The organism is Geomonas ferrireducens, assembly GCF_004917065.1.
Classification (GTDB): domain Bacteria; phylum Desulfobacterota; class Desulfuromonadia; order Geobacterales; family Geobacteraceae; genus Geomonas; species Geomonas ferrireducens.
Map to the genome: position 1 here is coordinate 1,099,527 of NZ_SSYA01000001.1, position 26,223 is coordinate 1,125,749.

General features: G+C 61.2%; 28 protein-coding genes. 8 read left to right on the plus strand and 20 right to left on the minus strand.

All coding sequences use genetic code 11. The features are described from left to right. Positions 1-52 precede the first annotated feature (52 nt). The 5 genes from rpmA to E8L22_RS04730 form a co-directional block, all read right to left on the minus strand. Positions 53-310: a 50S ribosomal protein L27 gene (gene rpmA / locus E8L22_RS04705; protein WP_136524072.1), complete on the minus strand. Its 258-nt coding sequence runs from the start codon at positions 308-310 to the stop codon at positions 53-55. A gap of 72 nt (positions 311-382) precedes the next feature. Next, positions 383-691 (minus strand): 50S ribosomal protein L21, encoded by a 309-nt coding sequence (rplU, locus tag E8L22_RS04710; protein WP_012528601.1) that lies wholly within the window; start codon positions 689-691, stop codon positions 383-385. Between the two features lie 116 nt (positions 692-807). Continuing rightward, entirely contained in the window at positions 808-1,110 is a 303-nt protein-coding gene (locus E8L22_RS04715) for a Rieske (2Fe-2S) protein (RefSeq protein WP_136524073.1), read from the minus strand. A gap of 24 nt (positions 1,111-1,134) precedes the next feature. Further along, entirely contained in the window at positions 1,135-2,055 is a 921-nt protein-coding gene (locus E8L22_RS04720; RefSeq protein WP_136524074.1) for a DMT family transporter, read from the minus strand. 145 nt (positions 2,056-2,200) lie between these two features. Next, positions 2,201-3,784, minus strand: coding sequence for a peptide chain release factor 3 (locus E8L22_RS04730; protein WP_162604778.1), 1,584 nt, complete (start codon positions 3,782-3,784; stop codon positions 2,201-2,203). Between the two features lie 129 nt (positions 3,785-3,913). On the opposite strand from E8L22_RS04730, the gene E8L22_RS04735 reads away from it, so the two are divergent. The 3 genes from E8L22_RS04735 (at position 3,914) to E8L22_RS04745 (ending at position 6,014) form a co-directional block, all read left to right on the plus strand. Next, entirely contained in the window at positions 3,914-4,627 is a 714-nt protein-coding gene (locus E8L22_RS04735) for a PilZ domain-containing protein (RefSeq protein WP_136524075.1), read from the plus strand. Positions 4,628-4,631: 4 nt separating this feature from the next. Beyond that, positions 4,632-5,420, plus strand: coding sequence for a TatD family hydrolase (locus E8L22_RS04740; protein ID WP_136524076.1), 789 nt, complete (start codon positions 4,632-4,634; stop codon positions 5,418-5,420). Positions 5,421-5,516: 96 nt separating this feature from the next. Then, positions 5,517-6,014, plus strand: a complete 498-nt coding sequence (locus E8L22_RS04745) for a ferritin-like domain-containing protein (protein WP_136524077.1) — start codon at positions 5,517-5,519, stop codon at positions 6,012-6,014. 169 nt (positions 6,015-6,183) lie between these two features. On the opposite strand, the gene E8L22_RS04750 is transcribed toward E8L22_RS04745, so the two are convergent. Beyond that, positions 6,184-6,972: a lytic transglycosylase domain-containing protein gene (locus E8L22_RS04750; protein ID WP_136524078.1), complete on the minus strand. Its 789-nt coding sequence runs from the start codon at positions 6,970-6,972 to the stop codon at positions 6,184-6,186. A gap of 11 nt (positions 6,973-6,983) precedes the next feature. Then, entirely contained in the window at positions 6,984-8,390 is a 1,407-nt protein-coding gene (locus E8L22_RS04755; RefSeq protein ID WP_135868867.1) for a sigma-54-dependent transcriptional regulator, read from the minus strand. Between the two features lie 313 nt (positions 8,391-8,703). Here E8L22_RS04755 and E8L22_RS04760 point away from each other — a divergent pair, with 313 nt between their 5' ends. Genes E8L22_RS04760 through E8L22_RS04780 form a run of 5 tightly spaced genes read left to right on the plus strand, consistent with a single transcriptional unit; the run spans position 8,704 to position 13,948 of the window. Next, the gene (locus tag E8L22_RS04760) at positions 8,704-9,201 is read left to right on the plus strand and encodes a chemotaxis protein CheW (RefSeq protein ID WP_135868868.1); all 498 of its coding nucleotides are present in this window, start codon (positions 8,704-8,706) and stop codon (positions 9,199-9,201) included. 42 nt (positions 9,202-9,243) lie between these two features. Further along, positions 9,244-11,076: a chemotaxis protein CheA gene (locus E8L22_RS04765; protein WP_136524079.1), complete on the plus strand. Its 1,833-nt coding sequence runs from the start codon at positions 9,244-9,246 to the stop codon at positions 11,074-11,076. 10 nt (positions 11,077-11,086) lie between these two features. After that, on the plus strand, positions 11,087-11,959 hold the full coding sequence (locus E8L22_RS04770; RefSeq protein WP_136524080.1) for a CheR family methyltransferase: 873 nt from the start codon (positions 11,087-11,089) through the stop codon (positions 11,957-11,959). A gap of 10 nt (positions 11,960-11,969) precedes the next feature. After that, the gene (locus tag E8L22_RS04775) at positions 11,970-12,881 is read left to right on the plus strand and encodes an HDOD domain-containing protein (protein ID WP_136524081.1); all 912 of its coding nucleotides are present in this window, start codon (positions 11,970-11,972) and stop codon (positions 12,879-12,881) included. After that, positions 12,878-13,948 (plus strand): protein-glutamate methylesterase/protein-glutamine glutaminase, encoded by a 1,071-nt coding sequence (locus tag E8L22_RS04780; RefSeq protein ID WP_136524082.1) that lies wholly within the window; start codon positions 12,878-12,880, stop codon positions 13,946-13,948. Before E8L22_RS04775 ends, E8L22_RS04780 begins: the two co-directional genes overlap by 4 nt. Before the next feature lie 3 nt (positions 13,949-13,951). On the opposite strand, the gene E8L22_RS04785 is transcribed toward E8L22_RS04780, so the two are convergent. The 13 genes from E8L22_RS04785 to E8L22_RS04845 form a co-directional block, all read right to left on the minus strand. Further along, the gene (locus E8L22_RS04785; RefSeq protein ID WP_136524083.1) at positions 13,952-14,239 is read right to left on the minus strand and encodes a hypothetical protein; all 288 of its coding nucleotides are present in this window, start codon (positions 14,237-14,239) and stop codon (positions 13,952-13,954) included. Next, a complete protein-coding gene (locus E8L22_RS04790) occupies positions 14,239-15,285 on the minus strand; it encodes a DMT family transporter (protein WP_136524084.1) in 1,047 nt (348 codons plus the stop codon). Before E8L22_RS04790 ends, E8L22_RS04785 begins: the two co-directional genes overlap by 1 nt. Before the next feature lie 17 nt (positions 15,286-15,302). Further along, the gene (locus tag E8L22_RS04795; RefSeq protein ID WP_136524085.1) at positions 15,303-16,340 is read right to left on the minus strand and encodes a retropepsin-like aspartic protease family protein; all 1,038 of its coding nucleotides are present in this window, start codon (positions 16,338-16,340) and stop codon (positions 15,303-15,305) included. A 111-nt stretch (positions 16,341-16,451) separates the two neighbouring features. Further along, on the minus strand, positions 16,452-17,840 hold the full coding sequence (locus E8L22_RS04800) for an MATE family efflux transporter (protein ID WP_136524086.1): 1,389 nt from the start codon (positions 17,838-17,840) through the stop codon (positions 16,452-16,454). Positions 17,841-18,045: 205 nt separating this feature from the next. Further along, entirely contained in the window at positions 18,046-18,462 is a 417-nt protein-coding gene (locus tag E8L22_RS04805; RefSeq protein WP_135868877.1) for a F0F1 ATP synthase subunit epsilon, read from the minus strand. A 72-nt stretch (positions 18,463-18,534) separates the two neighbouring features. Further along, complete coding sequence (gene atpD, locus E8L22_RS04810) at positions 18,535-19,947, minus strand: F0F1 ATP synthase subunit beta (protein ID WP_136524087.1); 1,413 nt, start codon at positions 19,945-19,947, stop codon at positions 18,535-18,537. 51 nt (positions 19,948-19,998) lie between these two features. Next, positions 19,999-20,862 (minus strand): ATP synthase F1 subunit gamma, encoded by an 864-nt coding sequence (gene atpG / locus E8L22_RS04815; protein WP_136515320.1) that lies wholly within the window; start codon positions 20,860-20,862, stop codon positions 19,999-20,001. Between the two features lie 20 nt (positions 20,863-20,882). Further along, complete coding sequence (gene atpA, locus E8L22_RS04820) at positions 20,883-22,391, minus strand: F0F1 ATP synthase subunit alpha (RefSeq protein WP_135868880.1); 1,509 nt, start codon at positions 22,389-22,391, stop codon at positions 20,883-20,885. Positions 22,392-22,400: 9 nt separating this feature from the next. Continuing rightward, positions 22,401-22,943, minus strand: a complete 543-nt coding sequence (atpH, locus tag E8L22_RS04825; RefSeq protein ID WP_136524088.1) for an ATP synthase F1 subunit delta — start codon at positions 22,941-22,943, stop codon at positions 22,401-22,403. Further along, on the minus strand, positions 22,940-23,536 hold the full coding sequence (locus E8L22_RS04830) for a F0F1 ATP synthase subunit B family protein (protein ID WP_136524089.1): 597 nt from the start codon (positions 23,534-23,536) through the stop codon (positions 22,940-22,942). Before E8L22_RS04830 ends, atpH begins: the two co-directional genes overlap by 4 nt. A 1-nt stretch (position 23,537) precedes the next feature. Beyond that, positions 23,538-23,963, minus strand: coding sequence for a F0F1 ATP synthase subunit B family protein (locus E8L22_RS04835; protein WP_136524090.1), 426 nt, complete (start codon positions 23,961-23,963; stop codon positions 23,538-23,540). A gap of 563 nt (positions 23,964-24,526) precedes the next feature. Beyond that, entirely contained in the window at positions 24,527-25,366 is an 840-nt protein-coding gene (locus tag E8L22_RS04840; RefSeq protein WP_129125170.1) for a ParB/RepB/Spo0J family partition protein, read from the minus strand. Continuing rightward, the gene (locus E8L22_RS04845) at positions 25,359-26,132 is read right to left on the minus strand and encodes a ParA family protein (RefSeq protein WP_136524091.1); all 774 of its coding nucleotides are present in this window, start codon (positions 26,130-26,132) and stop codon (positions 25,359-25,361) included. Before E8L22_RS04845 ends, E8L22_RS04840 begins: the two co-directional genes overlap by 8 nt. Between the last annotated feature and the right edge of the window lie 91 nt (positions 26,133-26,223).

Sequence of the window (26,223 nt, forward strand, 5' to 3'; positions counted from 1 at the left end):
AAGCCCGGACCTTGCGGCTCCGGGCTTTCACACTTTCGTCTTGCTGCGCTGGCTAGTTGGCCGGGTAGACGGAGACCTTCTTACGGTCTTTGCCCAGACGCTCGAACTTCACCACGCCCTCGATAAGGGCGAACAGCGTGTAATCCTTGCCGAGGCCAACGTTGTTGCCCGGGTGGATCTTGGTGCCGTGCTGACGGTAAATGATGTTGCCGGCTTTGACCGCTTCGCCGCCGAACTTCTTGCAACCAAGTCTTTGGCCGTCGGAGTCGCGACCGTTCCTGGAACTACCGACGCCTTTCTTGTGTGCCATTTTCTGCTCCTTCTGCCGGTAGCGGCCCTGATTCTAAAATCGCGGCTGCCGCACCGCCGTTTAAGATATTACCTAGGCGTTGATCTTCTCAATCTTGAGAATAGTCCTGAGTTGACGGTGCCCGTTAAGTTTCCTGGTGTTTTTCCGGCGCTTGGACTTGAAGACCAGAATCTTCTTGTCTTTGCCCTGCTCGACGATTTTGCCGACTACAGAGGCGCTGGGCACTAAAGGTGTTCCGATAACAACCTTATCGCCGCCAACCATCAGGATTTCGGAGAACTCGACGGTATCACCTACCGCACCCTCCAGTTTTTCGACTTTCAGAAAGTCGCCTTCGGAAACTTTATATTGCTTCCCTCCGGTTTTGACTACTGCGTACATGAACTTCACCACCTTTACTCTGGATTTACAATTGAGCGGTCAAACTTATCTTGAAAAGTCTTTTGAGTCAACATTTTTTTGTGACACGGACATTTTTTCTGTGAGGGACGCACAGACTACCCGAGGTCTACGAATACCTCGTCACCGCGGATCTCTACGGAGTAGACCGTGAGAGGGCACTCCGGATGCTCAGGGCAGATGCCGGTCTCCAGATCGAAGCGGTAGCCGTGACGCTGGCACGAGAGCTTCCCGACTTCCTTGACCAGCGCCCCCTGCAGCGGCGCCCCCTGATGCGGACACTCGTGCTCGCATGCGTAGACCTTCCCCTTGGTCTTCACCAGGAGGACCTTCTCACCGCCCACTTCAACCAGTTTCTTGCCGAACTCCGGAATCTCGGAAACTTTCGCTGCGAATACCATGGAAATGCCTCCTTACCTTTTAGTTCAAACAGCCCTTTTACCTGACATTGAATAAGCGAGCACGGCGAGCCCCGCGAATAGCAGCGGGATCCCGGCGAGTGCCGTAGGGGTGAGCCGCTCGCCCAGGAACAGTATCCCAAGAAGCGCCGCCATCAGCGGCTCCGCGAGCGAAAGGGTGACCGCCGAGGCGACCGGTACGCTGCGCAGCCCCATAGCGAAGAGACAATAGGAAAGGGCGGTGACCACCACGCCGAGGTAGAGCACGACGCCGATCCCCCGCGGCTGGGCGACCCAATGGAGGTCCGCCATGAAAAGGACGGGTGCGAGGAGCAGGGCGCCCAGACAGAAAACCACCGCCATGACCGCCTCGGAGGTGCGGCCGGGTAGGAGCACCTTGATGGCCATGGTGTAGCAGGCATAGGAAGTGCCGGCGCCAAAAGCCAGAAGGACGCCCACCACGTCGATGGCGACCCCGCCTCCCCCGGTGACCAGGAGGCCGCAGCCGGCCAAGGCGAGCACGGTCGCAATCCCCCACGCACGGCCCGGGCGCTCTCCACGGACGACGAAGCCCAGTATGCCGGCGATGACCGGCGAACTCCCGATGCCAACCAGGGTGCCGACGGCTACACCGGTCCTGCTCACTGCGGTGAAGAAAGCAAGTTGGTAGATGGCGACGAACCCGCCCGCAGCCAGGGTGCCCCAGAAGGGCCAGCGCCCTTTGCCCAGGCCGCCTCTCATGAAGGCGAGAACCATGAGCGCCGCGCCCCCAACCAGCAGGCGCAATGCGCCGACGCTCCAGGGGCTGACGCCTGCAGGCGCCAGGGCCTGCGAGGTGCCCGAGGTCCCCCAAAGGGTGGCGGCAGCAAGGACGAGCAGGGCGCCGCCGGCATTGTGTGCGGCAGGCGCTGCTGCGTTGGCGGTGGTTTTTTCCGGCTGGTTGGCCATCGTTGCTGTGCTCTCTAAGAACCCGTCGGACCAGTCGGACCAGTCGGACCAGTCGGACCAGTCGGACTAGTCGGACCAGTCGGACCAGTCGGACCAGTCGGACTAGTCAGACGGGTACGACGGGTCCGACTGGGTTAAGCCCGGCCTAGCTGTGCTCGCGGGTGGCGTGGAAGTTGAGGTCCTTCCAGTTCTCCATGGTGTTGTCCAGGCGCCACTGGCTCCCGGCAAGGTAGGCGAGGTTCCCTTCTCCGTCCAGGTAGAGGCTCATCGCCTCTTTCTTCTGGAACTCGTCGAGCCTCTTCCTATCGCCGGTGACCCAGCGGGCGGTGACGTAGGAGACCGGCTCGTAGGTCGCCTTGACGCCGTACTCGTGCTCGAGGCGATGCATGACCACGTCGAACTGCAGCATACCCACCGCGCCCACGATCCAGTCGGCGCCCATCAGGGGACGGAAGACCTGGGTGGTCCCCTCCTCGGCTAGCTGCACGAGCCCCTTCTCCAGGGACTTCGACTTGAGCGGGTTCAGGATGCGTACCTTACGGAAGTGCTCCGGCGCGAAGTTCGGGATCCCGGTGTACTTGAGATCCTCGCCCTGCGTAAAGGTGTCGCCGATCTTGATGGTGCCGTGGTTGTGGATGCCGATGATGTCGCCGGCGTAAGCCTCGTCCACGTTGGTGCGGTCCTGTGCCATGAAGATGGTGGCATTGGAGATCTGGACTTCGCGCCCAAGCCGCAGGTGCTTAACCTTCATGCCGCGCTCGAACTTTCCGGAGCAGATGCGGAAGAATGCGATGCGGTCGCGGTGCGCCGGGTCCATGTTCGCCTGGATCTTGAAGGTGAACCCGGTGAATGGCTCCTCGTACGGAGAGACGGTACGGGTGGTTGCGTCGCGCGGCAGCGGCGACGGAGCGTTTTCCACGAAGGAGTCGAGCAGTTGCTGTACCCCGAAGGTGTTGATGGCGGAGCCGAAGAAGACCGGAGTCTGTTTGCCGGCTAAGTACGCCTCGGCGTCAAACGGGTGCGCCGCCCCTTCCAGGAGCTCTACGTCGTTGCGCAACTCCTCCACCTGGCTTCCCAGGAGCTCGTCAAGGAGCGGATCTTCCAGCCCCTTCACCGTGATGACCTCACCGACGCCGCGGTCCGCCTCCGGGTCGTAGAAGGTGATCTCCTTGGTGTAGAGGTGGTATGTACCGCGGAAACGTTTCCCCATCCCTATGGGCCAGGTCATGGGCGCGCACTGGATCTTCAACGTGCTCTCGATGTCGTCGAGCAGGTCGAGCGGCTCGCGCCCCTCACGGTCAAGCTTGTTGATGAAGGTCATGATCGGCGTATTGCGCAGGCGGCAGACCTCGAGGAGTTTCTTCGTCTGGCTCTCGACACCCTTCACGGAGTCGATGACCATGAGCACCGAGTCAACGGCGGTCAGGGTGCGGTAGGTGTCCTCGGAAAAGTCGTTGTGGCCTGGGGTGTCCAGGAGGTTTATCTCGAAGTCGCGGTAGGTGAACTTCATGACCGAAGAAGTGACCGAAATGCCACGCTGTTTTTCCATCTCCATCCAGTCGCTCGTGGCATGCCGCGCCGACTTTCTCGCCCGGACCTCGCCCGCCTGCTGGATGGCACCGCCGAATAGCAACAGCTTCTCGGTTATGGTAGTCTTACCAGCGTCCGGATGACTGATAATGGCGAAGGTGCGCCGCCTCTCTATCTCTTGTTCGTTGTACCGTATCAACTTGAACTCCCGTTAAAATTCTCTGGACAAACGAAAGGCGAAGAGGGTATCTTCGCCAAGCGCTACAACGTGGCATAATTGCACAGCAAGCGCCTAAAGAGCAATAACTTTTTTCGGGCGGAACCGACCATGAACGACAACTACCAGAGGTTGCAACTTGCCGACGAGCAGCGTGACCGCACCGAGATCCTCGCGACCCTCGCTGCCATACGCTCCGGGAAGCTGAAAAACGACCTCAGGCTCCTCAACTTCTACCGTGAAGTCCCGGTAAGCTACGGTGCGGAAGTCCTCACCATCGAAGAAAATGACGCCGAACTGCTGGTGCACCAGGTGCAGGCCGTTGTCATAGCGCAGGAAAAGCTGACCGTGCTGAAGAGCAGCCATTTCCGCAGGGATGTGGTCGCTTCGGTTACGTACGTAAATGTAGAGAAATCGCGGGTCATCCTGTCCAATCCGGGTTACACGCTGGTCCGCGCCGACCGCCGCATGTCGGTGCGCGTGCAGCTTGGGGTGACCATCAAGGCCTGGTTCGCCGCACCGGAACTTGAAGCGACGGTGCGCGGCAAGCTGCACGACATGTCGCTCACCGGCATGACCATGGACGTCGAACGCAACCCCGGCCTCCCCCTGAGCCAGAAAGGGGAGCTCTCCATCGCCCTTCCCACCGGTACCATCGTGATCGCGGCATCGCTTTTAAAGGTCATCGACAGGGACGGCACCTGCCGGCTCGTCTTCGAAATAGCGCCGACGCGTTCCGAGGAACTCAACATCTCGCAGTACATATTCCAGCGCCAGGTGGAGATCATCAAGGAGCTCAAGGATCACCCCGGCGTCACCACCTGACTCCATGTTTTTTGACAGCCACTGCCACCTGGATGACCCGCAACTCCGGCCCCGCCTGGACACGCTTATCCCGGAGGCGGAACACGCCGGTGTGACCGCCTTTCTGGTCCCGGGCGTTGCCCCGGAAGGCTGGCCCGAGATCGAAACACTCGCCCTCCGCTACCACCAGGCCCTACCCGCCTACGGCGTGCACCCCATGCACGCCGACCAGCTCACCCCTACAATCCTCTCGAAACTCAGACGCTACGCTCCACTCGCCACGGCCATCGGAGAAATCGGGCTCGACTACCTGCTCCCCTCTCCATCCCGCAAAGTGCAACAGGAGGCCTTCCGGGCCCAATTGGATATCGCCCGGGAAGCAGGGCTCCCCGTACTGCTGCACTGCCGCCGGGCCTTCGACGACCTGATCGCCATAATCAGGGAAGCTGGAATCCAGGACTGCGGCGGTGTGATGCACTCCTTTTCCGGCAGCGTCGAAACGGCAAGGACCTGCCTGCGGCTAGGGCTGCACATATCCCTCTCCGGCACCGTCACCTATCTGAACGCCAGGCGACCGGTAGATGTCGCGGCCGCCGTGCCTCTGGAACGATTACTGCTCGAAACCGATGCGCCGGACCTCTCGCCGGAGCCCTACCGTGGGGAGGTGAACGTCCCCGCCCACCTCCTGGCCACGGCGCGGCGGGTCGCACAGATCCGCGGCATCCCGGTCGAGGAACTCGCCCGCATCACGTCGGAAAACGCCATGCGGCTCCTCAAGCTCGACCGCTCCCTGCGCCCCAAGACAAGACATTAAGCCGTATTCATTCGATTTTTCGGGCATTTGACCTCCCCATACGCTTCGATATACTCTTTGCCAAGCAATCCCACTGAAGCCTACGGAGGTGCAGCCATGTTCAAGGAATACACACTGCAGGAAGCATTGAAGCTGGCGATCAAGACCGAGAAGGAGAGCATGGACTTCTACCGGCGCGCGGCTTCGGTGAGCAAGGACGAAAGGTCGAAGAAGGTTTTCGACCTTCTGGCCGGCGAAGAGGTCAGCCACCTGAAGGCCTTCTTCGATTACTACCGCGGCGGCGACCTCGGTGACATCGACACCTACCTCGCCTCGCCGCCGGACAAGCAGTCGGCGACCCATCTCGCCCTGGAGCAGGCGATCGCGGCCGACAGCCACGAGCAGAAGGCGCTTGAGATCGCGCTCAAGGAGGAAAAGGCCTGTATCGACTTCTACACCATCCTGGTGAAGGACGTGGTGGACCCGCTGGTGCGCAAGGTGTTCGAAACGGTGATCAGGGAGACTCAGGGGCACTATGACATGATCGAGGACGAGTACATGCGCGTCATGACCATGGTGCACAGCTCGGATCAGAACATCTATGTGAGAGAGTAAGGCAAGGCGCCCGAAGGGCGCCGGCGCCTGGGCCGCGGCACAGGCCGAGGGAGCGGCCTGCCATGGACCTGATGGACGCTGCAAGTGCAATAAAAAGAAAGCCTCCGCACCTTTTGGTGCGGAGGCTTTTGTTTTTTCCCGGCCTCGGCTTGCTGTTAAGACTCAGCTTCTAAGCCACGTACTGGGCGTAGTACCCTTTCACCTTCGCCAGGTAACCCTTCGTCTCACGGGGGAGACTCTCGGTGCCGTGACGGTCCACATTGCCGGGACCCCAGTTGTAGGCGGCCAGGGCCTCATCCACGTTGCCGTTGTACCGCTGCAGCATGTCCTTCAAAAACCGGGTCCCGGCCATCACGTTCTGCTCGGGGTCGAAGGGGTCGGTGACACCCAGACCACGCGCGGTGGCGGGCATCAGCTGCATAAGCCCCTGGGCACCGGCGGAACTCACGGCCCGCGGGTTGAAGCCGCTCTCGGCCTTTATCACGGCCCGGATCAGCCCGCTGTCTACCCCGTAACGCCTGCTCGCCTTCTCTATGATCGCGTCCGTGCCGCTGTCCGAACCGGCAACCGGAACCTCCGGCAGACGCCCGGCCGCGAAATTCGACTGCTGCGCCTGGAAGGTCGCCTCGGGACCATGGTCGACGGCGGGCTCTCCGCCCCCGGCCGCCGCACTCCCGGACGGGAGCTGCTCAAGGAACCGGTTCAACAGCCCCTGCACGTTCACGGAACGGGACGGCGCCGCAGGCGCGTTAGCATCACTTCCGATATCGAGGGCGGAACTCAGCATCTTGAGGCGCAACACTTCGGCCGCCGCTTCCGGCGTCACCTCGCCTCCGGACGCTTTCGATGCCAGCATCTCCTCAAACGGAACAGCCGCACCCGTATTCCCGGACGCGGCTATCCCCTTCTTGGTTGCTTCGACGCCGCCAGACGCCGTGGTTACCGGATTTATCGACATCAGACCCCCTGTTACGGGGAAACCGGATGCTCCCCGTAGACCAGTTTTTTCTTCTTCAGCTTCTCGATCAGCGTGGTCCGCTTCAGGTTCAGAAGTTCGGCGGCTTCCTTCTTGTTTCCGCCGCTTCGCTCCAGAGCCTGCAGGATCAGCCGGTTTTCGAACTCCTCGACGGCGCTGTTCAGGCAGAAACCGTCATCGGGGAGGTTGATCATGTGCTCGCCGTGCACCGCCGGGGTGCTGCGACCGCCGCGGTACTTCTCGGGAAGGTCGTGGATGTTGATCACCCCGCTCCCCTTGATGATCACCAGGCGCTCGACCAGGTTTTCCAGCTCACGGACGTTGCCGGGCCAGTCGTAGCTCCCCAGTATCTCCATGACCTGCTTGTCAAAACCCTGCACCTTGCGCTGCTTGCTTCGGTTGAACTTCTCAAGGAAGCTGTTCAAAAGCAGCGGGATGTCGGCGCCGCGCTCCCGCAGAGGGGGGAGCATGATCGGGATCACCGAGAGCCGGTAATACAGGTCCTCGCGGAACTCCTTCGACGCCACCATGTGGTCCAGGTTCTGGTTGGTGGCGGCTATGATCCTCACGTCCACCTTCTTGGACCGGGTGGAACCCACCGGCTCCAGTTCCCGGCTTTGCAGCACGCGCAGCAGCTTGACCTGAAGGTTCGCCTTCATGTCCCCGATCTCGTCCAGGAACAGGGTCCCCTTGTCGGCCATCTCGAAACGGCCGACGCGAGTGGCGACGGCACCGGTGAAGGACCCCTTCACGTGGCCGAAGAGCTCGCTCTCCAGCAGCTCGTCGGGAATGGCCGCGCAGTTGAGGGCGACGAAGTTCTTGTCCGAGCGATTGGAGAGGTCATGAATGGCTCGCGCCACCAGCTCCTTGCCGGTCCCCGACTCACCCTGGATCAGCACGGTGGAATCTGAGGTGGCGACCTTCTCGATCATCTCGAAGAGCGAGAGCATCTTCTCGCTTTCCCCGATGATGTTGTTGAGAAGTGCCCTGTTCTTTATGCAAGGCTTGGACCGGAAGCTCTTGCTCTGCAGCGCCTGATGCTCGAGACCGCGCTTGACGTGCGTCTCCAACTCCTCAAGATTGAAGGGCTTTTCCAGATAGAAAAAAGCCCCCGCCTTCAGGAGATTGGCCGTCATCTCGTTATTGGCGAAGGCGCTGTAGGCTATGGTGACGATCTCCGGACGGAGCGACTTCAGCTGCCGAATGAACTCCAGTCCGTTCACCCGCGGCATCATGATGTCCGTGATCACCATCTGCACGTCGTGCGTTTCTATCTTCTGCAGGGCGTCCTGCCCATCGAAGGCTTGGTAAACCTGGTACCCCTTGTAGCTCAGGAAGGCGGCTACGAAGTCCCTGGTTTTCTTATCATCATCTGCTATCAGTATTTTCGGCGTTTCCATCATTTCCCCGGATTTCGTTAAAGTTGCCTCGAAAAAAGCCGATACAAAAACGGTCCGATCGAAACTATAGCGAGTTCTCCCCCCAATGTCAATTAAATGACTTGCCAGGGAAGTTACCCATGTCAATTTTTTGCTTGTAGCGGTGTCGGAGCGGCAACGCCCGGGGTTCCACCCGCTCGGAACGGGCCTTTGCAGGAGAAGCCGCCTGAATTCGTTAGAGAAAAAAAATATTCAACCTTTATCCGGCATGACCGATTAGCACAGTATGGCGGGCGCCCGCGCCCGTAGAGATTTCAGCGCAGACGGAGGGTCCATGGAGACCGCACTCACTAAGGTAAAGAGCGAAGAGTACGGGGGCGAGCTGATCCAACTGGTAAGCTTCAACCTCGAGAAGGAAGAGTACGGCATCAACGTCCTGATGGTGCGTGAGATCATCCGGATGCTCAACATCACCCGCGTCCCGAACACGCCGCACTACGTGGAAGGGGTCATCAACCTGCGCGGCAAGGTCATTCCCATCATCAACCTGCGCAAGAAGTTCGACCTCATGGAGAACGACTACGACAAACGCACCCGCATCATGGTGATGGAGGTGGTGGGCGAGCTGATGGGCTTCATCGTGGACGAGGTTTCCGAGGTGATCCGCATCTCGGAAAAAGAGATCCAGCCTCCCCCCCCGGTCGTTTCCAGCGGCATCGAGCAGGAATGCATGGCCGGCGTCATCAACCAGGCTAACCGGCTCCTGGTCCTGCTCGACCTGGAAAAGATGTTCACCGCCGACGAGAGGCGGCTGTTCACCAACGTAGGATAAGGCACCAACAGGGGAAACGGTTTCCCCTTCCCGGAGCGCAACATGGCCATAGATTGCGAAGATCAGGAGCTACTTGACGGTTTCCTAGCCGAAACCACCGAACTCCTGGAAAAACTAGACGACGACCTGATCTCCCTGGAGAAGAGCCCGGAAGACGCGGACCTGATGAACCGGATCTTCCGCTCCATCCACACCGTCAAGGGGGCCTCCAGCTTCCTCGGCTTCGACATGCTCGTCAAGGTCACCCACAAGACCGAGGACGTCCTGAACCGCCTGCGTAAGGTCGAGCTCAGGCTTAACTCGGAGATCATGGACGTGATCCTCGAGGCGGTCGACCTTGTGAAGACACTCGTGGCCGACATAAAGGCGGGCGAGATCGTCGAGCGGGACCTCGAGGGGACCATCGCGAAGCTGATCCCGTATCTCTCCGAGAACGCGGTCGAGGCGACCGTACTCGCCCCGGTGTTCGCGCCCAAGGAAGAGAGCGCACCGGCCGCAGCCAGCGCAGCCCCCTCCCCTGCTGCCGAGTCGGAGTCTGCGAGCGAGCCCGAACCCGCCGCGGCGGAGCCTCAACAGGCGCCCCCCCAGCCGGCAGCTCCGCAGCAGGCGGCTCCTCCGCCCCAGCCCAAGCCGCAGCCGGTCAAGGAAACGCCCAAACCCGCCCCTCCCAAGGGGGGCGAGGATCTTGCCGACAACTCCACGGTCAGGGTCGACGTGAAACGCCTCGACGACCTGATGAACCAAGTAGGCGAGCTGGTGCTGGAAAGAAACCGCATGATCCAGCTCTACAGCGACTTCCAGACCGGCCTGGACCCCACCGGCTTCGGGGACGATTTCGGGAAGCTCTCGAAAAGGCTCAACTTCGTCACCTCGGAACTGCAGATGCAGGTCCTCAAGATGCGCATGCTCCCGGTTGAGAAGGTCTTCAAGAAGTTCCCGCGCATCGTCAGGAACCTCGCCCGCGACCTCGGCAAGGAAGTGGACCTCATCATCTACGGTGAGGAGACCGAACTGGATCGCTCCGTCGTCGACGAGATCGGCGATCCGCTCATCCACCTGATTCGTAACGCGCTGGACCACGGTCTGGAGACTCCCGACGAACGCCTCGCCGCCGGCAAGGGACGCACCGGCACCGTCGTGCTCTCCGCCGCCCACGAGGGAAACCAGATCGTCATCAGCATCAAGGACGACGGCCGCGGCATCAACCCCGACAGGATTGCGAGAAAAGCTATCGACAAAGGGCTCGTCAGCGAAGAGCAGGTGGCCGCCATGGGGACCCGCGAGATCCTCGACCTCATCTTCCTCCCCGGCTTCTCCACCAAGGAGCAGACGACCGACCTCTCAGGGCGCGGCGTCGGCATGGACGTGGTGAGGACCAACATCAGGAAGCTGAACGGCATCATCGAAATCAAGAACGAGCTCGGCCACGGCAGCGAGTTCATCCTGAAGCTGCCGCTCACCCTGGCCATCATCCAGTCGCTTCTGGTCGAGGTCGAGGGCGAGGTCTACTCGATTCCGCTCGCCTCGGTCATCGAGACCATGCGGGTGAGCAAGAAGGAATTCCACATGATCGGCGGCCAGGAGGTGCTCAAACTCAGGGACTCGGTGCTACCGCTTCTGCGCCTGCAGCAGGCCTTCGGCGTCAGCGAAGTCTACTCGGAGCGCGACACCTGCTACGTGGTCATCGTCGGCGTCGCCGAAAAGAGAATCGGCCTGATCGTGACCAGGCTCCTGGGACAGCAGGAGGTCGCCATCAAGTCGCTGGGCAAGTTCCTGGCCAACCTCCCGGGGATCGGCGGTTCGACCATCATGGGAGACGGCAGGGTGGCACTGATCGTGGACCCGATGGGTCTGGTCGGAGGCGGGGCAGCCTGAGGGGACAACAATGGCCTTAGACATGAAACCATTTGACGCGAAGAGCGCCCCGAAGATTTCCGACAAGGATTTCGAACAGCTTCGGGACTACATATACAACGTCTGCGGCATCTACTTCCACAGCAGCAAGAAGTATTTCCTGGAAAGCAGGCTGGCGCGCAGGATGGAAGGAACCGGCTGCAAGACGCACGCGGACTACTACCAGTTCGTGCGCAGCCCGGCCACCGGCCGCAGCGAGCTCTCGAAACTCCTCGATGAGATCACCACCAACGAGACCTGCTTCTTCAGGAACATGCCCCAGTTGAACGCGCTGGAGAACAAGTTCCTCCCGGAGATCGTCGCGGCCAAGGGAAAGATCGGCTTCAAGAAGCTGCGCATCTGGAGCGCCGGTTCATCCTCCGGGGAGGAGGCCTACACCATGGCGATGATCCTCCTCGAAAAGCGGCAGACCCTCCTGAAGGACTGGATCATCGAGATCGTCGGGACCGACATCAACGAGACGGTGCTGGCCCAAGCGCGCGAAGGGGTCTACAACAGCTACTCGGTGCGCAACACCCCGGACTACTACCTGAAGAAGTACTTCAAGGAGGAGGTTCCCGGGAGGTTCGTACTCTCACCCGAGGTGAAGAAACTGGCGACCTTCAGCCAGCTGAACCTCTACGACGACAACAAGATGCTCTTCATGAAGAGCTTCGACTTCATCTTCTGCGCCAACGTGCTGATCTACTTCGACACCTCGTCGAAGAGCAAGGTGGTGCAGCATTTCTACAACAACCTGCAGCCGTATGGCTACTTCTTCGTGGGGCAGTCCGAGTCGCTGCACGGGGTGAACGACAAATTCAAGACCGTACACTTCCCCGGCGGGTTCACCTACAACAAGTGAGGACGATGCAATGGATAAAAAAGCCATGATGCAGACCGCCCAGGAGATGGTCGAGAGTTTCGTAGACCTCCCCACCATCCCGCACGTGGCCACCCGGGTGATCGAGCTCCTGGACCGCCCCGGTGTCGAGCTGGACGAGGTGGCCGACATGATCCTGGCCGACCAGGTCCTCGCGGCACGAGTCATCAAGATGGTGAACTCCCCGCTCTACAAACCGGCGAACGAGATCAAGTCCGTCAAGAGGGCGCTCATCTACCTGGGTTTCCGGCACATCCGCGAGCTCGCCTTCACCTGCTCCTTCGTCGACGTCTTCGAAGGGAGGGACGGCATCTTCGACGTGCGCTCCTTCTGGGAGCACTCCTTCGGCGTGGGGGTCGTCGCCAAGATCATCGCCCAGCGGGTGCGCTATCCTGACACCGAAAAGGCCTATCTCGTCGGCATCGTGCACGATATCGGGGAAGTCTTCCTCTCCTTCTACCGCAAGGACGCCTTCCGCGCCCTCCTTGACTCCGTGAAGGGGCAGCCCTTCCGGCTGGTGGACAAGGAGGCGGAGTACCTCGGCACCTCGCACAGCGAGATCGGCTACTGCATCGCTAAAAAATGGAACTTCCCGGCCGACTACTGCGAAGTGATCGCGCTGCACCACGCACCGGAAGACGCGACCATCGACCCGACGCTCTGCGCCATCGTCAACCTTGCCGACCTCTTCTGCTCGGTGCGCCAGCTCGATTACGGCGGGACCTCCTGGGTCTCCTTCAACCTCGCCGAGGAGAAGGCCTGGGCCATCCTCAGGGCGTACGCCCCGAGCCTCGTCGATCTTGACGTCGAACGTTTCTGCTACGAACTCGACGATCGCGTCCCGGAAATCCAGGACATGGTCAAGTCGATTTTCCAGGGGATAGGAGCCTCAGAACCGTCATGATGCCCGCAATGCCGAAAAAACTCAGGGTGCTGATCGTCGACGATTCCTCCTTCATGCGCATGGCGATCCGGGGCATCCTCTCCAAGGCCCCAGGCGTCGAGATCGTCGGCATCGCTGCGGACGGCATGGAAGGGGTCGACAAGGCCCTCGCCCTAAAACCCGACCTCATCACCATGGACGTGGAGATGCCCCGCATGGACGGCATCGCCGCGCTCAAACAGATCATGGCGAAGCAGCCCACCCGGGTGATCATGGTCTCCACCCTGACCTGCGAGGGGGCCCGTTCCACCTTCGAGGCGCTCGAGGCTGGCGCCTTCGACTACGTCCCCAAGAACGTCAGCGACTGCAAGGATGCCCAGGCCGTTTTCCAAAAGGCGCTCCTCGAAAAGGTCCAGGAGGCGTCGGTCAGCAGCATCCCGAGACGCCCCGGCACCGGACTCTTGCAACGCGTTGCGCCTGCGCCCTCGGTGCGCCCCTCCCAATTCGCCCATCGGCGCATCGGCTGCGTCGGCATCGGCGCCTCCACCGGCGGCCCGGTCGCACTCCAGGAGGTCATCTCCCGCATCCCGGTAAACTTCCCGCACGGCATCGTCGTCGCCATCCACATGCCCAAGGCCTTCACCGGCCCCTACGCCGAGCGTTTGAACGCCAAGTGCTCCCTCACCGTCAAGGAGGCTGCCGACGGGGATATCGTCAAGGGTGGACAGGTGCTGGTCGCGCCGGGCGGCATGCACACCACGCTGGTCAAACAGGGGAGCAACATCGTGGTGAAGACCTCGCCGACGAGCGAGTTCCCGCAGTACATCTACATCCCTTCGGTGGACCAGATGATCACCTCGCTCGCCGACGCAAGCAACGGCGCGATGCTAGGTGTGATCCTGACCGGGATGGGGAACGACGGCTTCAAGGGGATGAAACATCTGAAGGAAAAAGGCGGGCTGACCCTGGTGCAGAACGAGGCGACTTCGACGATCTACGGCATGCCGCGCGCATGCATCGACGGGAAAGTGGCCGACGTGGTGCTTCCGCTGGATCAGATCGGTTTCGAGATCGGCAAGATAGGTTAGACGCTAACGCCTGGCCTCCACCAGGAGGCCACGTTTTTTTACCGTGACGCTGCAGCGGGAGAACCCCTCCCGCTTCAGGCGGAACAAGAGGCAGGGAGCGGCGATCGCCCTCACCTCCGCAAAGAAAAGACGCAACTCCCCCCGCCCATCCAGGAACAGACCCATCCCCCCACGGATCTCACCCGGCTCGCACGCGCGCTCCTCCCCCACCGCTGCGGGTTGCGCTTTGCCCCCCTTCGACGGCAGCAGGCAGAGGCAGATGAGGTGCAGGGTGCGCAGCGCTCGACGCATCAGGAGCCCTGCCCCGCTTCTACAGCCTCGATCGCACGCGCAACAGGCTTACCCTCTTTCTTCCCCTTGACGCGCCCGCCCCAATAGACGCCGGCCACCACCAGCATCCCGCCGAAAAGCTGCGGCAGCACCACCTTCTCGCCTAAGAGCCACGCGGCCTGCAGTGCCCCGAAGAAAGGCACGAGGTTCACGAACACCGCAGCCCTTGAGGCGCCGATCAGTCCCACCCCCTGGTACCACCAGACGAATCCTATTACCGTACCGAGTAGGGCCAGCTGCAGGATGGCAAGCCAGCCGACCAAGGAAAAAGACGGCCACGGTCCGCCCAGCAGCAGATGTTCCACCACGGCCGCGGGCACCAGAAGGAGCGTTCCGAAGAGAGCGGCGTAAGCCGTCGCCGCGAGTGGCGTGAAGGCGCCGAGCGCCTTTTTCCCGAGGATGGAGTAGAGCGCCCAGCAAAGAGGAGCCCCGAGCATGATGAGGTCCCCCTTGTTGAAGGCGAAGTTGGCGATCACCGCGAAGGAGCCTTTCGAAATGACGATGGATACGCCGAGGAGGGAGATGAGAAGTCCCGCTGCCTGAGTCGGGCTCACCCGCTCCCGGAGCCAGAGCGCCGAAAGCACCGCGGTCAAGAGCGGGTTGATGGCGACGATGAGCGCTCCGCTTGTCGCCGTGGTGAGTTTCAGGCCGGTGAAAAAGACCGCGTTGTAGCAGAAGATGCCTGTGAGCCCCAGGCTGAACAGGAGCGCGAACTCCCGGAAGGTTTTCGGAGCGGGAAAGCTGCGCTTCTCCCTGCGCGCGTTCCAGACGGTGAGAGCCACCAGGCAAAGTGCCGCGATGGCGAAGCGGCTGCTTGCCGCGAAGAATGGGGGTGCCTCACGGACCGCAAGGCGCGCCGCCACGAAGGTCCCCCCCCAGAAAAATGTCGTGAGCACAAGCTTCAGATACACCGACTTCAAAGTACCGCTCATCCTCTCTGCCCCTTCTGCGGTGTGGCGCAGCCGAAGCCGCCCCACCCGGTTGCCGCGCCCTTCCGTTCCAAGCATACTCCCCTGTCCGCAGGTCAGAACCAGCGGAGCGTTTCGTGTTCCATGTCGATCTGGTAGCGGTGCCTGCGCAAGAAGTCCATGCCGAGCAGGCCGTCGTGCATTCCGGTCGCACCACCGTAGGAGATGAGTTCCACCTCCATCGGGCCGTGCGTGTTGGGCCCCACAGTCAGAGCGTCGATCTTAACGATCCTCGAGCGGACCATGCGGCCGTCGGCAAGCTCCGCCAGCGCAGTCCTCGCAGAGGGTAAATCAATAGGGAGCCTGGTGGCAACTGTTTCGTGCAGCGCCGTCCGTGTAGCACCGGTATCCAGCACGAGCTCAAGCCGTACCGAGACCCCGCCTTGCCACACCGTGACCGGGACGAGAACCTGGTTATCGACCACGCGAACTCGGGTGATTCCTTCACCGGTTAAAGCCGTTGCTGCTCCGGTGGACTGCTTTTCCGCACGTGGGGCTACCGTCTCGACTGCGCTCCTTTTTCCCCCGTCGGGCTCCTGCTCCCCCCCCTGGAAAGGAGCCGCCCCTTGCGCGCCCCCCTGCCCTTGCCGCTGCGCATTCTCCTGCGGGACTTCCGCCTGCGCGACAGCGGTGCGCGGCGTGGGCGGTGTCGCCTCCGGCAGGAACAGGTATCCCCCCGCCAGCGCAAGACCAAGTGCCAGCGTCGCACCGCCGACGAACTTCAAGGCTTTCGCAAGCCTCCGCTCCTGGTGCAAGACCGCCTTCCCCGACAGCTCCTTCGCATAGGCGGTGAGCTTTTTCTCGATCAGGGGATCAGGGCATTCCGCCGCAAGGGAGGCGAGCACCTCGACACCCCGCTGGTCCCCGGTTCTCACCACCGGCATCGCCACGACGCCAAACAGCTCGAGCACCGCGTCCTGCACCCGGCGTCGCTCATTTGGCTCCAGCGCCTTCCCCAGTTCCGGGAGCACCACCTTTCCGATGTCGGCCAGGACGGCAAGGAGCAGCTCCTGCCTGCTCGCTGCGTCCCCCCCCTCCCGCATCTCGAGGGCGACTCTTTCCTTTATCCCCGCGCACAGATGCTCGATATCCATGGAGATCACCCGAACCTGCCGCGTTAATGGTATTGCCCGCTTCCGTCATACGGCGTGACGACAGGACATTCTAGCGCAATAAGCGCAGACCGTCCCATCACCATGACGGCCTCACTCTCCCGGCGCGTCAGCCTTCTGCAGTTCCAGGTTTTCGCCGTCCATGGATGCGGCCAGGCGCACAACGTACCCCATGATTACCAGCGCCGCTCCCCAGGTGACAAGCAGGATGCCCCACCAGATACCGTGTAGCCCAAGGCCGAGCATATCCGCCAATAGGTAGAAGACCGGGATCGGGAAGATGATCTGCCGGGCGAGTCCGATAACGAGCGGGAAAACCGGGCGCTTCAGCCCCTGCAGCACGGAAACGCTCGTGTAGAGGATCACGTAGGCGATGAAGACAAAGGACTCTACATGCAGGTAACCGACCCCGATGGCCACTACCTTCGGGTCCTTGCTGAAGATCCGCATCAGCGGTCCGGCAAAGAGGTAGACGGCCGCGGTGCCGAAAGTCATGAGGATGATGCCGACGCGCAGCGCAGTCCGTATGGTCAGCACCACGCGCTCATACTGCCGTGCGCCGCTGTTCTGGGCGACAAGGGCCAGCGTCGCCACGTTCATCCCCATCACCGGGAGAAGGGCGATCTGCTCTATGCGCGTCGCGATCCCGTAGGCGGCGACAGCGTCGGAGCCGAAGCGTCCCACGAACCAGGTGATCACGAAGATACCGATGGCCACGGTCATCATGTTGAGGCTGGAGGGGAACCCCTGCTTCGCCAGCATGAAATAGGCGTGACGGTCCGGTAGCAGTTCGCGAAACCGGAAGTGGGAGAGCATACCGGCACGTTTCACCCGCACCAGCATGTAGGCGTTGCCGATCGCCTGCACCAGCACCGTGGCCCACGCGATGCCGGGGAGTCCCATGGCCGGGATGCCGAAGCCGCCGTACATGAACCATGGATCCAGAGCCAGGTTCAGGAAGAATCCGAGCACGAGGTAGTTGCGGAAACTGCGGCTGTCCCCGGTGGAGTTCAGGATCGCGTTCAGGACGTAGTTCACCAGGAAGAAGATGCTGCCGGTGAAGATGCAGTTCATGTACTGAAGTGCTAGGTCCTTGACGACCCCCTTCGCGCCCAGCAGGTCGAAGAGCAGGGGCGCCAAGGCAAGGCCTACCAGGGCAAGGAGCAGACCGTGCACGAGGCCGAAAGAGACAGTCTGGCCGGAGAGGTGGCGCGCACCTTCCCGGTCTCCAGCACCGAGGGCGTGGCCGATGAGGGCGGTGGCCCCGGTGGATATACCGGCTCCTATGGCGATGATCAGAAAGAAGACGGGAAAGGAAAGAGAGAGCGCCGCAAGGGCGTCGGTTGAAATCCGTCCGCCGTAAAAGGTGTCCACCACGTTGAACATGGTGTTGAAGAAATAGCCGACGCTCGTCGGCAGGGCGATCTTGCGGATCAGCGCCGGGATCGGGTTTTTCAGCAGGTCGTAGCCGGGGTCATGCATGGGTGCCTCGTACATTGCGGCAGGGTTGTCCGGTCAAGCCGGCTTTCTCCGGCAGTCAGACCAGTCTGACCAGTCGGACGGGTCGGACGGGTCGGACGCCGGTGGGCGCCTGGCCAAGTCGGAAAGCTTTAAGAGTACCCGTTCGCCGGACAAAAAAAAAGAGCGGACGAGCCGCTCTTTTCATTTGTTTCTTGTCGCGTGAGGCTTAACGCCCGCCCGCCTTGCCGGCCACCTGCACCCTGATCAGGGCGCGCTCGAGGGCGGCCTGGTAGATGCGGAAGTTCTTGTCGTCCGAGGTGAGCGACTTAAGCTCGGTCTCGGCGCGGCCAAGAGCGGCCTTTGCACGCTCAAGGTCAATCTCGTCGGCACGCTCGGCGGTCTCGACCAGCACGGTCACCTGGTCGTTCTCCACTTCGAAGTAGCCCCAGTTGAGCGCCAGATGGTGCAGCACACCGTCCTTTTTGTAGGCCAGCTCGCCGATCTTCAACGAGGTGAGGAACGGGGCGTGGCCCGGAAGGACACCGAACTCGCCAAGAGCACCGGTCGCGGTGATCTCGTCGACCTCTTCGGAGAGGACCTTCTTGTACGGGGTTACCAGTTCAACCTTCAGTTTTTCAGCCATATAAACCTCTTGAGGCAAAGGTGGAGGCGGAACTCGTGCTCCGCCCCAAAACCTTCAGCCGTACCAGATTAATTACACCGCGAGCTTCTGAGCTTTCTCGATCGCTTCCTCGATGGTGCCGACCATGTAGAAGGCCTGCTCCGGGAGGTCGTCGTGCTTGCCGGCGATGATTTCCTGGAAGCCCTTGATGGTGTCTTTCAGCTCGACGTACTTGCCCGGGGAACCGGTGAAGGCCTCTGCAACGTGGAACGGCTGGGAGAGGAACTTCTGGATCTTACGGGCGCGGGCAACGACCAGCTTGTCCTCTTCGGAAAGCTCATCCATACCGAGAATCGCGATGATGTCCTGGAGGTCCTTGTACTTCTGGAGTACGTACTGAACCTGACGGGCTACACCGTAGTGCTCATCGCCGATGACCTGCGGATCGAGGATCCTGGAGGTCGAGTCGAGCGGGTCCACCGCCGGGTAGATGCCGAGCTCGGCGATCTGACGGGAAAGAACCGTGGTCGCGTCGAGGTGGGCGAAGGCGGTTGCCGGAGCCGGGTCGGTCAAGTCGTCGGCCGGTACGTAGATCGCCTGAACCGAGGTGATGGAACCCTTGTTGGTCGAGGTGATGCGCTCCTGCAGCTCGCCCATCTCGGTTGCCAGGGTCGGCTGGTAACCAACGGCGGAAGGGATACGGCCGAGAAGCGCCGAAACCTCGGAACCCGCCTGGGTGAAGCGGAAGATGTTGTCAACGAAGAGGAGCACGTCCTGGCCTTCCTCGTCACGGAAGTACTCTGCGATGGAGAGCGCGGAGAGAGCAACGCGGGCACGTGCCCCCGGAGGCTCGTTCATCTGGCCGTACACGAGAGCGGCCTTGTCGAGAACGCCGGACTCCTTCATTTCCATCCAGAGGTCGTTCCCTTCACGGGTACGCTCGCCGACGCCGGCGAAGACGGAGAAACCGCCGTGCTGCTTGGCGATGTTGTTGATGAGCTCCATGATGAGAACGGTCTTGCCGACGCCTGCGCCGCCGAAGAGGCCGATCTTACCGCCCCTTGCGTACGGTGCGAGCAGGTCGACGACCTTGATGCCGGTGGTGAACGCCTCGACCTTGGTCGACTGGTTCACGAAGAGCGGAGCCTCGCGGTGGATGCCGTACTCTTTCTCGTTGCCTACCGGACCCATCTCGTCAACCGGCTCGCCGATGACGTTGAGGATGCGGCCCAGGGTCTTCTTGCCGACCGGCACGGAGATCTGCTTGCCGGTGTCAAGGACCTGCTGGCCACGAACCAGACCGTCGGTACCGTCCATTGCGATGGTCCTGACGGCGTTCTCGCCCAGGTGCTGTGCGACCTCGAGAACCAGGTTGAACTCCTGATCGTCGATCGCGGGGTTGGTTACCCTGAGAGCCTGGTAGATCGGGGGGAGCTTGCCCGGCTCGAATTCGACGTCGATAACTGCGCCGATGACCTGCGAAATTTTTCCGAAGTTCTGACTCATGTTTAAACCTCTTCCTTTTGCGGCCGGTAGGGCCACATATTTTTATAAGTGTTAACCCTTGATCGATTCAGCGCCGGAGATGATTTCCATCAGCTCCGTCGTGATGGCAGCCTGGCGCGCCCTGTTGTAGATCAGGGTCAGCTTGGCGATCATCTCGGTGGCGTTCTTTGAGGCCGCATCCATCGCCGTCATCCTGGCGCCGTGCTCGGAGGCGACCGACTCGAGGAGGGACTTGAAGACCTGGACCTCGATGTGCTTGGGAAGGAGTTCGTCCAAAAGCGCGCCCTTGGACGGCTCGTAGATGTACTCGGTTCCGATTTCGTCCTCGTCGCCGGCCTTCGGTGCGATAGGCAGGAGCTGCTCCAGGGTGATGTCCTGGGTCATGACGCTCTTGAAGGCGTTGTAGATGATGAAGACTTCGTCGTACTCCTCCGCCAGGTATCCCTCGATCAGCTCGGCGGCGATGAGGGCCGCGGTCTGGTAGGAGAGGGTGGAGAAGATGTTGCCGTGATGTTTGCGGACCGTGTGGCGGTTCCTCAGGAACTCGTAACCCTTGCGGCCGATGGTCATCAGGGTCATTTCCTTGAAGTCGCCCTTGCGCTCCTTCATGAAGCGGTCTGCGGCCTTGGAGAGGTTGGCGTTGAAGCCGCCGCACAGGCCACGGTCCGAAGTCACCACCACCAGGAGGGCACGACCGCCGTCGCGCTTCACCATGAGCGGATTGGCATCCGACTCCTGGGTCTTGGCGAGACGCTCAAGCACCTCCGCGAGCTTGCCCGCGTAGGGGCGCGCAGCGACCACGTTCTCCTGGGCGCGACGCAGCTTGGCGGCCGAGACCATCTTCATGGCCTTGGTGATCTGCCGGGTATTTTTTACGGATACGATCCGTTTCTTGATGCTCTTAAGGTTTGCCATTCGCTAAGTCCGTCCTTGGTTTAGGCAGTAAATTCCTTCTTGAACTCCTCGAGGCTGGCGATGATCTGTGCTTTCAGATCGTCGTCGATGGCCTTCTTGTCGCGCAGGGTGGCGAGGAGGTCCGCCTTCCTTGCGTCGAAGAACGCGTAGAGTTCCTGCTCGTACTTGCCAAGCGAGTTGACCGGGTAGTCGTCGACGAAGCCATTGTTGGCGGCGAAGATGACGAGGACCTGCTTCTCGTTGGAGAGCGGCTTGTACTGCGGCTGCTTCAGGATCTCGACCAGACGTGCGCCACGGGCGAGCTGCATCTGGGTAGCCTTGTCGAGGTCGGAGCCGAACTGTGCGAACGCCGCCATCTCGCGGTACTGAGCGAGAGCGAGACGCAGGGTACCGGCAACCTGCTTCATCGACTTCATCTGTGCGGAACCGCCGACGCGGGAAACGGACAGACCGACGTTGATGGCCGGGCGTACGCCGGAGTAGAACAGGTCGCTCTCCAGGTAGATCTGGCCGTCGGTGATGGAGATAACGTTGGTCGGGATGTACGCCGAAACGTCGCCCGCCTGGGTCTCGATGATCGGCAGAGCGGTAAGCGAACCGGCTCCGCACTCATCGGACACCTTGCACGCACGCTCGAGGAGACGGCTGTGGAGGTAGAAGACGTCGCCCGGGTAAGCTTCACGCCCCGGCGGACGGCGAAGCAGCAGGGAAAGCTGGCGGTAAGCGACGGCCTGTTTGGAGAGGTCATCGTAGATGATCAGGGCATGCTTGCCGCCATCGCGGAAGAACTCGCCCATTGTTACGCCGGTGTACGGTGCGATGAACTGCAGCGGAGCAGGCTCGGAAGCGGTAGCGGCAACGACGATGGTGTAGTCCATCGCGCCGTGCTCTTTGAGCTTGGAAACGACCTGGGCAACCGTGGAGCGCTTCTGGCCGATCGCGACGTAAATGCAGACCACGTCGCCGCCCTTCTGGTTGATGATGGTGTCGATCGCGACGGCAGTCTTGCCGGTCTGGCGGTCGCCGATGATCAGCTCGCGCTGGCCGCGCCCGATCGGAACCATGGAGTCGATCGCCTTGAGGCCGGTCTGCATCGGCTGATGCACCGACTTACGCTTGACGATACCGGGGGCCTTCACTTCGACCTTGCCGAAGGTGGAGGTATTGATCGGGCCAAGGCCGTCGATCGGGTTACCGATCGCGTCGACCACGCGGCCGACGAGGGCGTCGCCTACCGGGACCTCGACGATCCTGCCGGTACGCTTGACGGTGTCGCCTTCCTTGATCTCGGAGAACTCACCGAGGATCGCGGCGCCGACGTTGTCTTCCTCGAGGTTGAGGCACATGCCGGTGATGCCGTGCGGGAACTCGAGGAGTTCGCCTGCCATCGCCTTGTCAAGACCGTGGATACGGGCAATACCGTCACCGATGGAGATGATGGTACCGGTTTCGGCTACCGCCACCTCTTTGCCGTAATCCTTGATCTGCTTCTTGATAATCTCGCTGATTTCTTCCGCTTTGATTTCCATAGAACCGTCTCACCCCTTCTGTAATATATCCTGAATGTTAGCTAACTGTGTCCTTACCGAGCCGTCGAAGACTTTATCGCCGATCTGGGTGACCACGCCGCCGATGAGCGCCGGATCGACCACAACCTTCAGTTCAACCTTTTTCCCCGTCGACTTGGCGAGCGCACCCTTGATCTCCTCGACCTGCGCCGCGTCGAGCGGAAGCCCGGAGGAGAGGGTCGGACGGATCACGCCGGAAAGCTCGTCGGCGAAGACGCCGTAGCTCTCCGCGATCTGCGGCAGCACCGAGATGCGGCTGCGCTCGAGGAGGAGCATGAGCAGGTTGGAGATCATCGGGGAGATGGAGAGCTTCCCCACCAGGTCCTTGAGGATCTCTTTCTTCTCTTCGATGCCGTAGGCAGGGTTCGCAAAGATTGCGGAAAGCTCGTTGCTGTCGGTCAGGACAGCGCTGAAGCGGGCGAGTTCGTCGTTGAACCCTTCCACGCTCCCTGCTTCCGAGCCAATCTGCACGAGTGCCTTGGCGTAACGTTTGGCAATAGCGTTAGTACTCAATGTAGAGTCACCACCTTCGAGATATAGTCGCCCACCAGCTTGTCCTGGTCGCCTTTTGCAATGTTCTGCTTGATCTTCTGCTCGGCCAGTTCGACCGCGAGGCGTGCTGCCTCGGCGCGGAGCTCGTCTTTCGCCTTGAGGACTTCCTGCTCGGCGGCGGCCGCGGCCTGAGCCTTGATGCGGGCGGCAGCCTCTTTAGCCTCGGCGATGATGCGCTCTTTCTCGAGCTCACCTTCACGCTTCATGTTGGCCGAGATCACTTCGATCTCCTTGTTGGCCTCGTCCAGACGCTGGGAGTACTCGGCGAACTTCTTCTCTGCGGCTTCCTTCGCCTCGACGGCTTCCTTGAGGGTCTTCTCGATCCCTTCGCGGCGAGCGGCCAGGGTCCCCTTCACGTCGGCCTTTTTGAGGGCCCAGACGGCGATGGCGACGAGGGCTGCGAAGTCGATGCAGCGCCACATGAAGTCCTTCATCTGGGCGCCGGTATTCGCGTGGTGACCGCCTTCGGCAGCCTCCTGGGCGAAGCCCATGGCGGCCAGGCCGAGGACGAGGGCGCTGACGGAGAGGGTATAAACCAGGGTACGTTTCTTCATGCTACAGGCTCCTCCCCAGAACTTTTTCACAGATTTCAGCGGACAGGGTCTCGGCGCTGGCGGTCAGGACGCGGCGTGCATCGTCCGCCTCCTTGGCGACTTTCGCCTTGATGGAAGCCAGGGACTCGGTAGCCTCGGCACGGGCCTTGTCGAGAATAGCGGCCTCCTGCTGCTGGGCCTCCTTCTTCAGAGCCCCGCGCTCGTCGGCGGCGCCGGCGCGGATCTCGCGCATGCGTGCCTCGTAAGCGGCCAGCTTCTCCTGGACCTCCCTGTCAACCTCGGCGCTCTTCTGCTTCGCCCCGGCGACCTGGGCGGCGCGGTCGGCGAGCTGTTTCCTGAGCGGCTTATAGAGGAAGACGTTCAGGAGCAGTACCAGCACCAGGAAGTTCACCAGCTGGAATACAAATGCGATGTCTAAATTGATCACCAAACCACCTCTATTCGAACATTTTTAAAGGCGTATACGCCTTTGACTCTGTTTGGGGTCCGCGCAAAACAGGTGATTGCTATCACATAAATGCTTTTTGTGTCAAGCGATTTATCCGTTTGCGCGAAGAATTGTATACACTTCGACAAGGCCAAACATCAATGTCTTGTGGCTGTACCACTGGACCAATCGGGCCACCCGGAAGCGGCCTCGAGGACGTGAACCGTGAGTTAGCGCGGGTTTTGTAGACAGGATCGTGTATGACATTTGGAACGATGTTCGGAATTGCTACCCAATGGGTGATGGATCTGAAACAGTTACGGCAGGTGCTGCTGAGGAAAAACGAAGAAGCCCTGCCTCATTCCCCCTCCCCGAAACGGAAAGGGGTTGAGCTGTTTTTGGGTTGTGGCCTTCACCCCCCTTTGCGAAGGGGGGCAGGGAGGATTTAGCCGAGGTAGCCACAGCCCCCCTGTTGCCACAGAGTTAAATCCCCCTGAATCCCCCTTTGCGAAAGGGGGAAGCTGGATAGGGCGGAGAAGAGCAGGACGCAAGCGTGCTAGACGTTAGAGGTTCAAAAGCTCCACGATGCGGGTCAGCTCCTTCATGTCGCCGAAGCTGATCTCGAGCTTGCCGCCGCGCCCGGAGCGCTTGAGGGCGACCTTGGCGGCGAAATGGCGCTGCATGCGCTCCACGAGATCCTTCTGGTCCGGATCGAGCGACGGCTTGGCGGCCTTCTTCGGCGGGCCCGCCTTCCTGCGCTTCACGAGCGCCTCGGTCTCACGCACCGACAGGTGCCCCTTCACGATCTCGTCGCGCACCGCCTTCTGCTCCTCGGCGTCCTCCAGGGTCAAAAGCGCCCGGGCGTGCCCCATGGAGATGCGGTCCTCCGCCACGTCGCGCTTGATCTCCACCGGGAGGCGCAGGAGGCGCAGGGCGTTCGCGATGGTGGAGCGCTCCTTACCCACCCTTTTCGCCAGTTCCTCCTGGGACAGCGAGAAGCGCTCCAAGAGCGCGTGATAGGCCTCGGCCTCCTCGACCGCGTTCAGGTCCTCGCGCTGGATGTTCTCGATGAGCGCCATCTCCAGGGCGGTCTCCTCGGAGACGTCCTGGATCACCACCGGGACCTCCCTGAGGCCCGCCTTCTGGGCTGCACGCCAGCGGCGCTCCCCCGCGATCAGCTCGTAGTGGCCCGCCTTCTTGACCACCACCAGGGGCTGGATGATCCCCTTCTCCCTGATGGAGGCGGCCAGCTCCTCGAGCTTCTCGTTGACGAAGGTCTTTCTCGGCTGTTCCTTGTTCGGCTTGATCTCTTCGATCGGACAGGAGAAGTACTTCTTGCCGTGGTCCTCCACGACCGGGAGCAGCGCCCCCATCCCCTTGCCGAGTCCCATTTTCTTAACCATGCGGCACCTCGCGCGCGATTATTTCCTTGGCAAGATCCATGTAGCTCGTCGCCCCTTTCGAGGTGATGTCGTACAGGCAGATCGGCTTGCCGTGCGACGGCGCCTCGGAGAGCCGCACGTTCCTCGGGATGACCGTCTCCATGGTCTCCTTCGGGAAGTGGGTCCGGATCTCCTCGCCGACCTGGCGCGAGAGGTTGTTCCTCGCGTCGAACATGGTGAGGAGGATCCCCTCGATGGCGAGCGATTTGTTCAGCCCCTGCTGGATCAGGTTGATGGTCTTTAGTATCTGCGAGAGCCCTTCCATCGCGTAGAACTCGCACTGCAGCGGTATCAGCACGGAGTGCGCCGCGGTCATCGCGTTGATGGTCAAGAGGTTCAGCGAAGGGGGGCAATCGATGAAGATGTAGTCGTAGGAGCCGGCGAGGGTGTCGAGGATCTTCTTCAGCTTCCTCTCGCGGTCGGTCACGCTCACTAGCTCCAGCTCAGCGCCGGCGAGGTCGGAGGTGGCCGGGAACAGGTGCAGGTAGGGGAGTTCCGTCTTCAGCACGATGCGCGCTGCGGGTGCATCGTTGATCAGGGCATCGTAGATGCTCTCTTCTAGGACATCCTTATCGGCGCCCACGCCGCTTCCCGCGTTCCCCTGCGGGTCCATGTCCACCAGGAGGACGCGCCGCTCGGCAACGGCCAGAGATGCTGCCAGGTTCACCGCCGTCGTGGTCTTGCCCACCCCACCCTTTTGATTCGCCACACAGATGATCTTAGCCATGATTTCTTCTCGATTTGTGAATGATCCGAGTCTTTCCCACAATGCAAAGCATGGAAAACTACCATACTGGCGGGGCTATGAAAAGTGTTTT

Bases quoted from the DNA above. Each gene is read 5' to 3' on its own strand.
- rpmA (WP_136524072.1), bottom strand. From the start codon at position 310: ATGGCACACAAGAAAGGCGTCGGTAGTTCCAGGAACGGTCGCGACTCC.
- rplU (WP_012528601.1), bottom strand. From the start codon at position 691: ATGTACGCAGTAGTCAAAACCGGAGGGAAGCAATATAAAGTTTCCGAA.
- E8L22_RS04715 (WP_136524073.1), bottom strand. From the start codon at position 1,110: ATGGTATTCGCAGCGAAAGTTTCCGAGATTCCGGAGTTCGGCAAGAAA.
- E8L22_RS04720 (WP_136524074.1), bottom strand. From the start codon at position 2,055: ATGGCCAACCAGCCGGAAAAAACCACCGCCAACGCAGCAGCGCCTGCC.
- E8L22_RS04735 (WP_136524075.1), top strand. From the start codon at position 3,914: ATGAACGACAACTACCAGAGGTTGCAACTTGCCGACGAGCAGCGTGAC.
- E8L22_RS04740 (WP_136524076.1), top strand. From the start codon at position 4,632: ATGTTTTTTGACAGCCACTGCCACCTGGATGACCCGCAACTCCGGCCC.
- E8L22_RS04745 (WP_136524077.1), top strand. From the start codon at position 5,517: ATGTTCAAGGAATACACACTGCAGGAAGCATTGAAGCTGGCGATCAAG.
- E8L22_RS04750 (WP_136524078.1), bottom strand. From the start codon at position 6,972: ATGTCGATAAATCCGGTAACCACGGCGTCTGGCGGCGTCGAAGCAACC.
- E8L22_RS04755 (WP_135868867.1), bottom strand. From the start codon at position 8,390: ATGGAAACGCCGAAAATACTGATAGCAGATGATGATAAGAAAACCAGG.
- E8L22_RS04760 (WP_135868868.1), top strand. From the start codon at position 8,704: ATGGAGACCGCACTCACTAAGGTAAAGAGCGAAGAGTACGGGGGCGAG.
- E8L22_RS04765 (WP_136524079.1), top strand. From the start codon at position 9,244: ATGGCCATAGATTGCGAAGATCAGGAGCTACTTGACGGTTTCCTAGCC.
- E8L22_RS04770 (WP_136524080.1), top strand. From the start codon at position 11,087: ATGGCCTTAGACATGAAACCATTTGACGCGAAGAGCGCCCCGAAGATT.
- E8L22_RS04775 (WP_136524081.1), top strand. From the start codon at position 11,970: ATGGATAAAAAAGCCATGATGCAGACCGCCCAGGAGATGGTCGAGAGT.
- E8L22_RS04780 (WP_136524082.1), top strand. From the start codon at position 12,878: ATGATGCCCGCAATGCCGAAAAAACTCAGGGTGCTGATCGTCGACGAT.
- E8L22_RS04785 (WP_136524083.1), bottom strand. From the start codon at position 14,239: ATGCGTCGAGCGCTGCGCACCCTGCACCTCATCTGCCTCTGCCTGCTG.
- E8L22_RS04790 (WP_136524084.1), bottom strand. From the start codon at position 15,285: ATGCTTGGAACGGAAGGGCGCGGCAACCGGGTGGGGCGGCTTCGGCTG.
- E8L22_RS04795 (WP_136524085.1), bottom strand. From the start codon at position 16,340: ATGGATATCGAGCATCTGTGCGCGGGGATAAAGGAAAGAGTCGCCCTC.
- E8L22_RS04800 (WP_136524086.1), bottom strand. From the start codon at position 17,840: ATGCATGACCCCGGCTACGACCTGCTGAAAAACCCGATCCCGGCGCTG.
- E8L22_RS04805 (WP_135868877.1), bottom strand. From the start codon at position 18,462: ATGGCTGAAAAACTGAAGGTTGAACTGGTAACCCCGTACAAGAAGGTC.
- atpD (WP_136524087.1), bottom strand. From the start codon at position 19,947: ATGAGTCAGAACTTCGGAAAAATTTCGCAGGTCATCGGCGCAGTTATC.
- atpG (WP_136515320.1), bottom strand. From the start codon at position 20,862: ATGGCAAACCTTAAGAGCATCAAGAAACGGATCGTATCCGTAAAAAAT.
- atpA (WP_135868880.1), bottom strand. From the start codon at position 22,391: ATGGAAATCAAAGCGGAAGAAATCAGCGAGATTATCAAGAAGCAGATC.
- E8L22_RS04830 (WP_136524089.1), bottom strand. From the start codon at position 23,536: ATGAAGAAACGTACCCTGGTTTATACCCTCTCCGTCAGCGCCCTCGTC.
- E8L22_RS04840 (WP_129125170.1), bottom strand. From the start codon at position 25,366: ATGGTTAAGAAAATGGGACTCGGCAAGGGGATGGGGGCGCTGCTCCCG.
- E8L22_RS04845 (WP_136524091.1), bottom strand. From the start codon at position 26,132: ATGGCTAAGATCATCTGTGTGGCGAATCAAAAGGGTGGGGTGGGCAAG.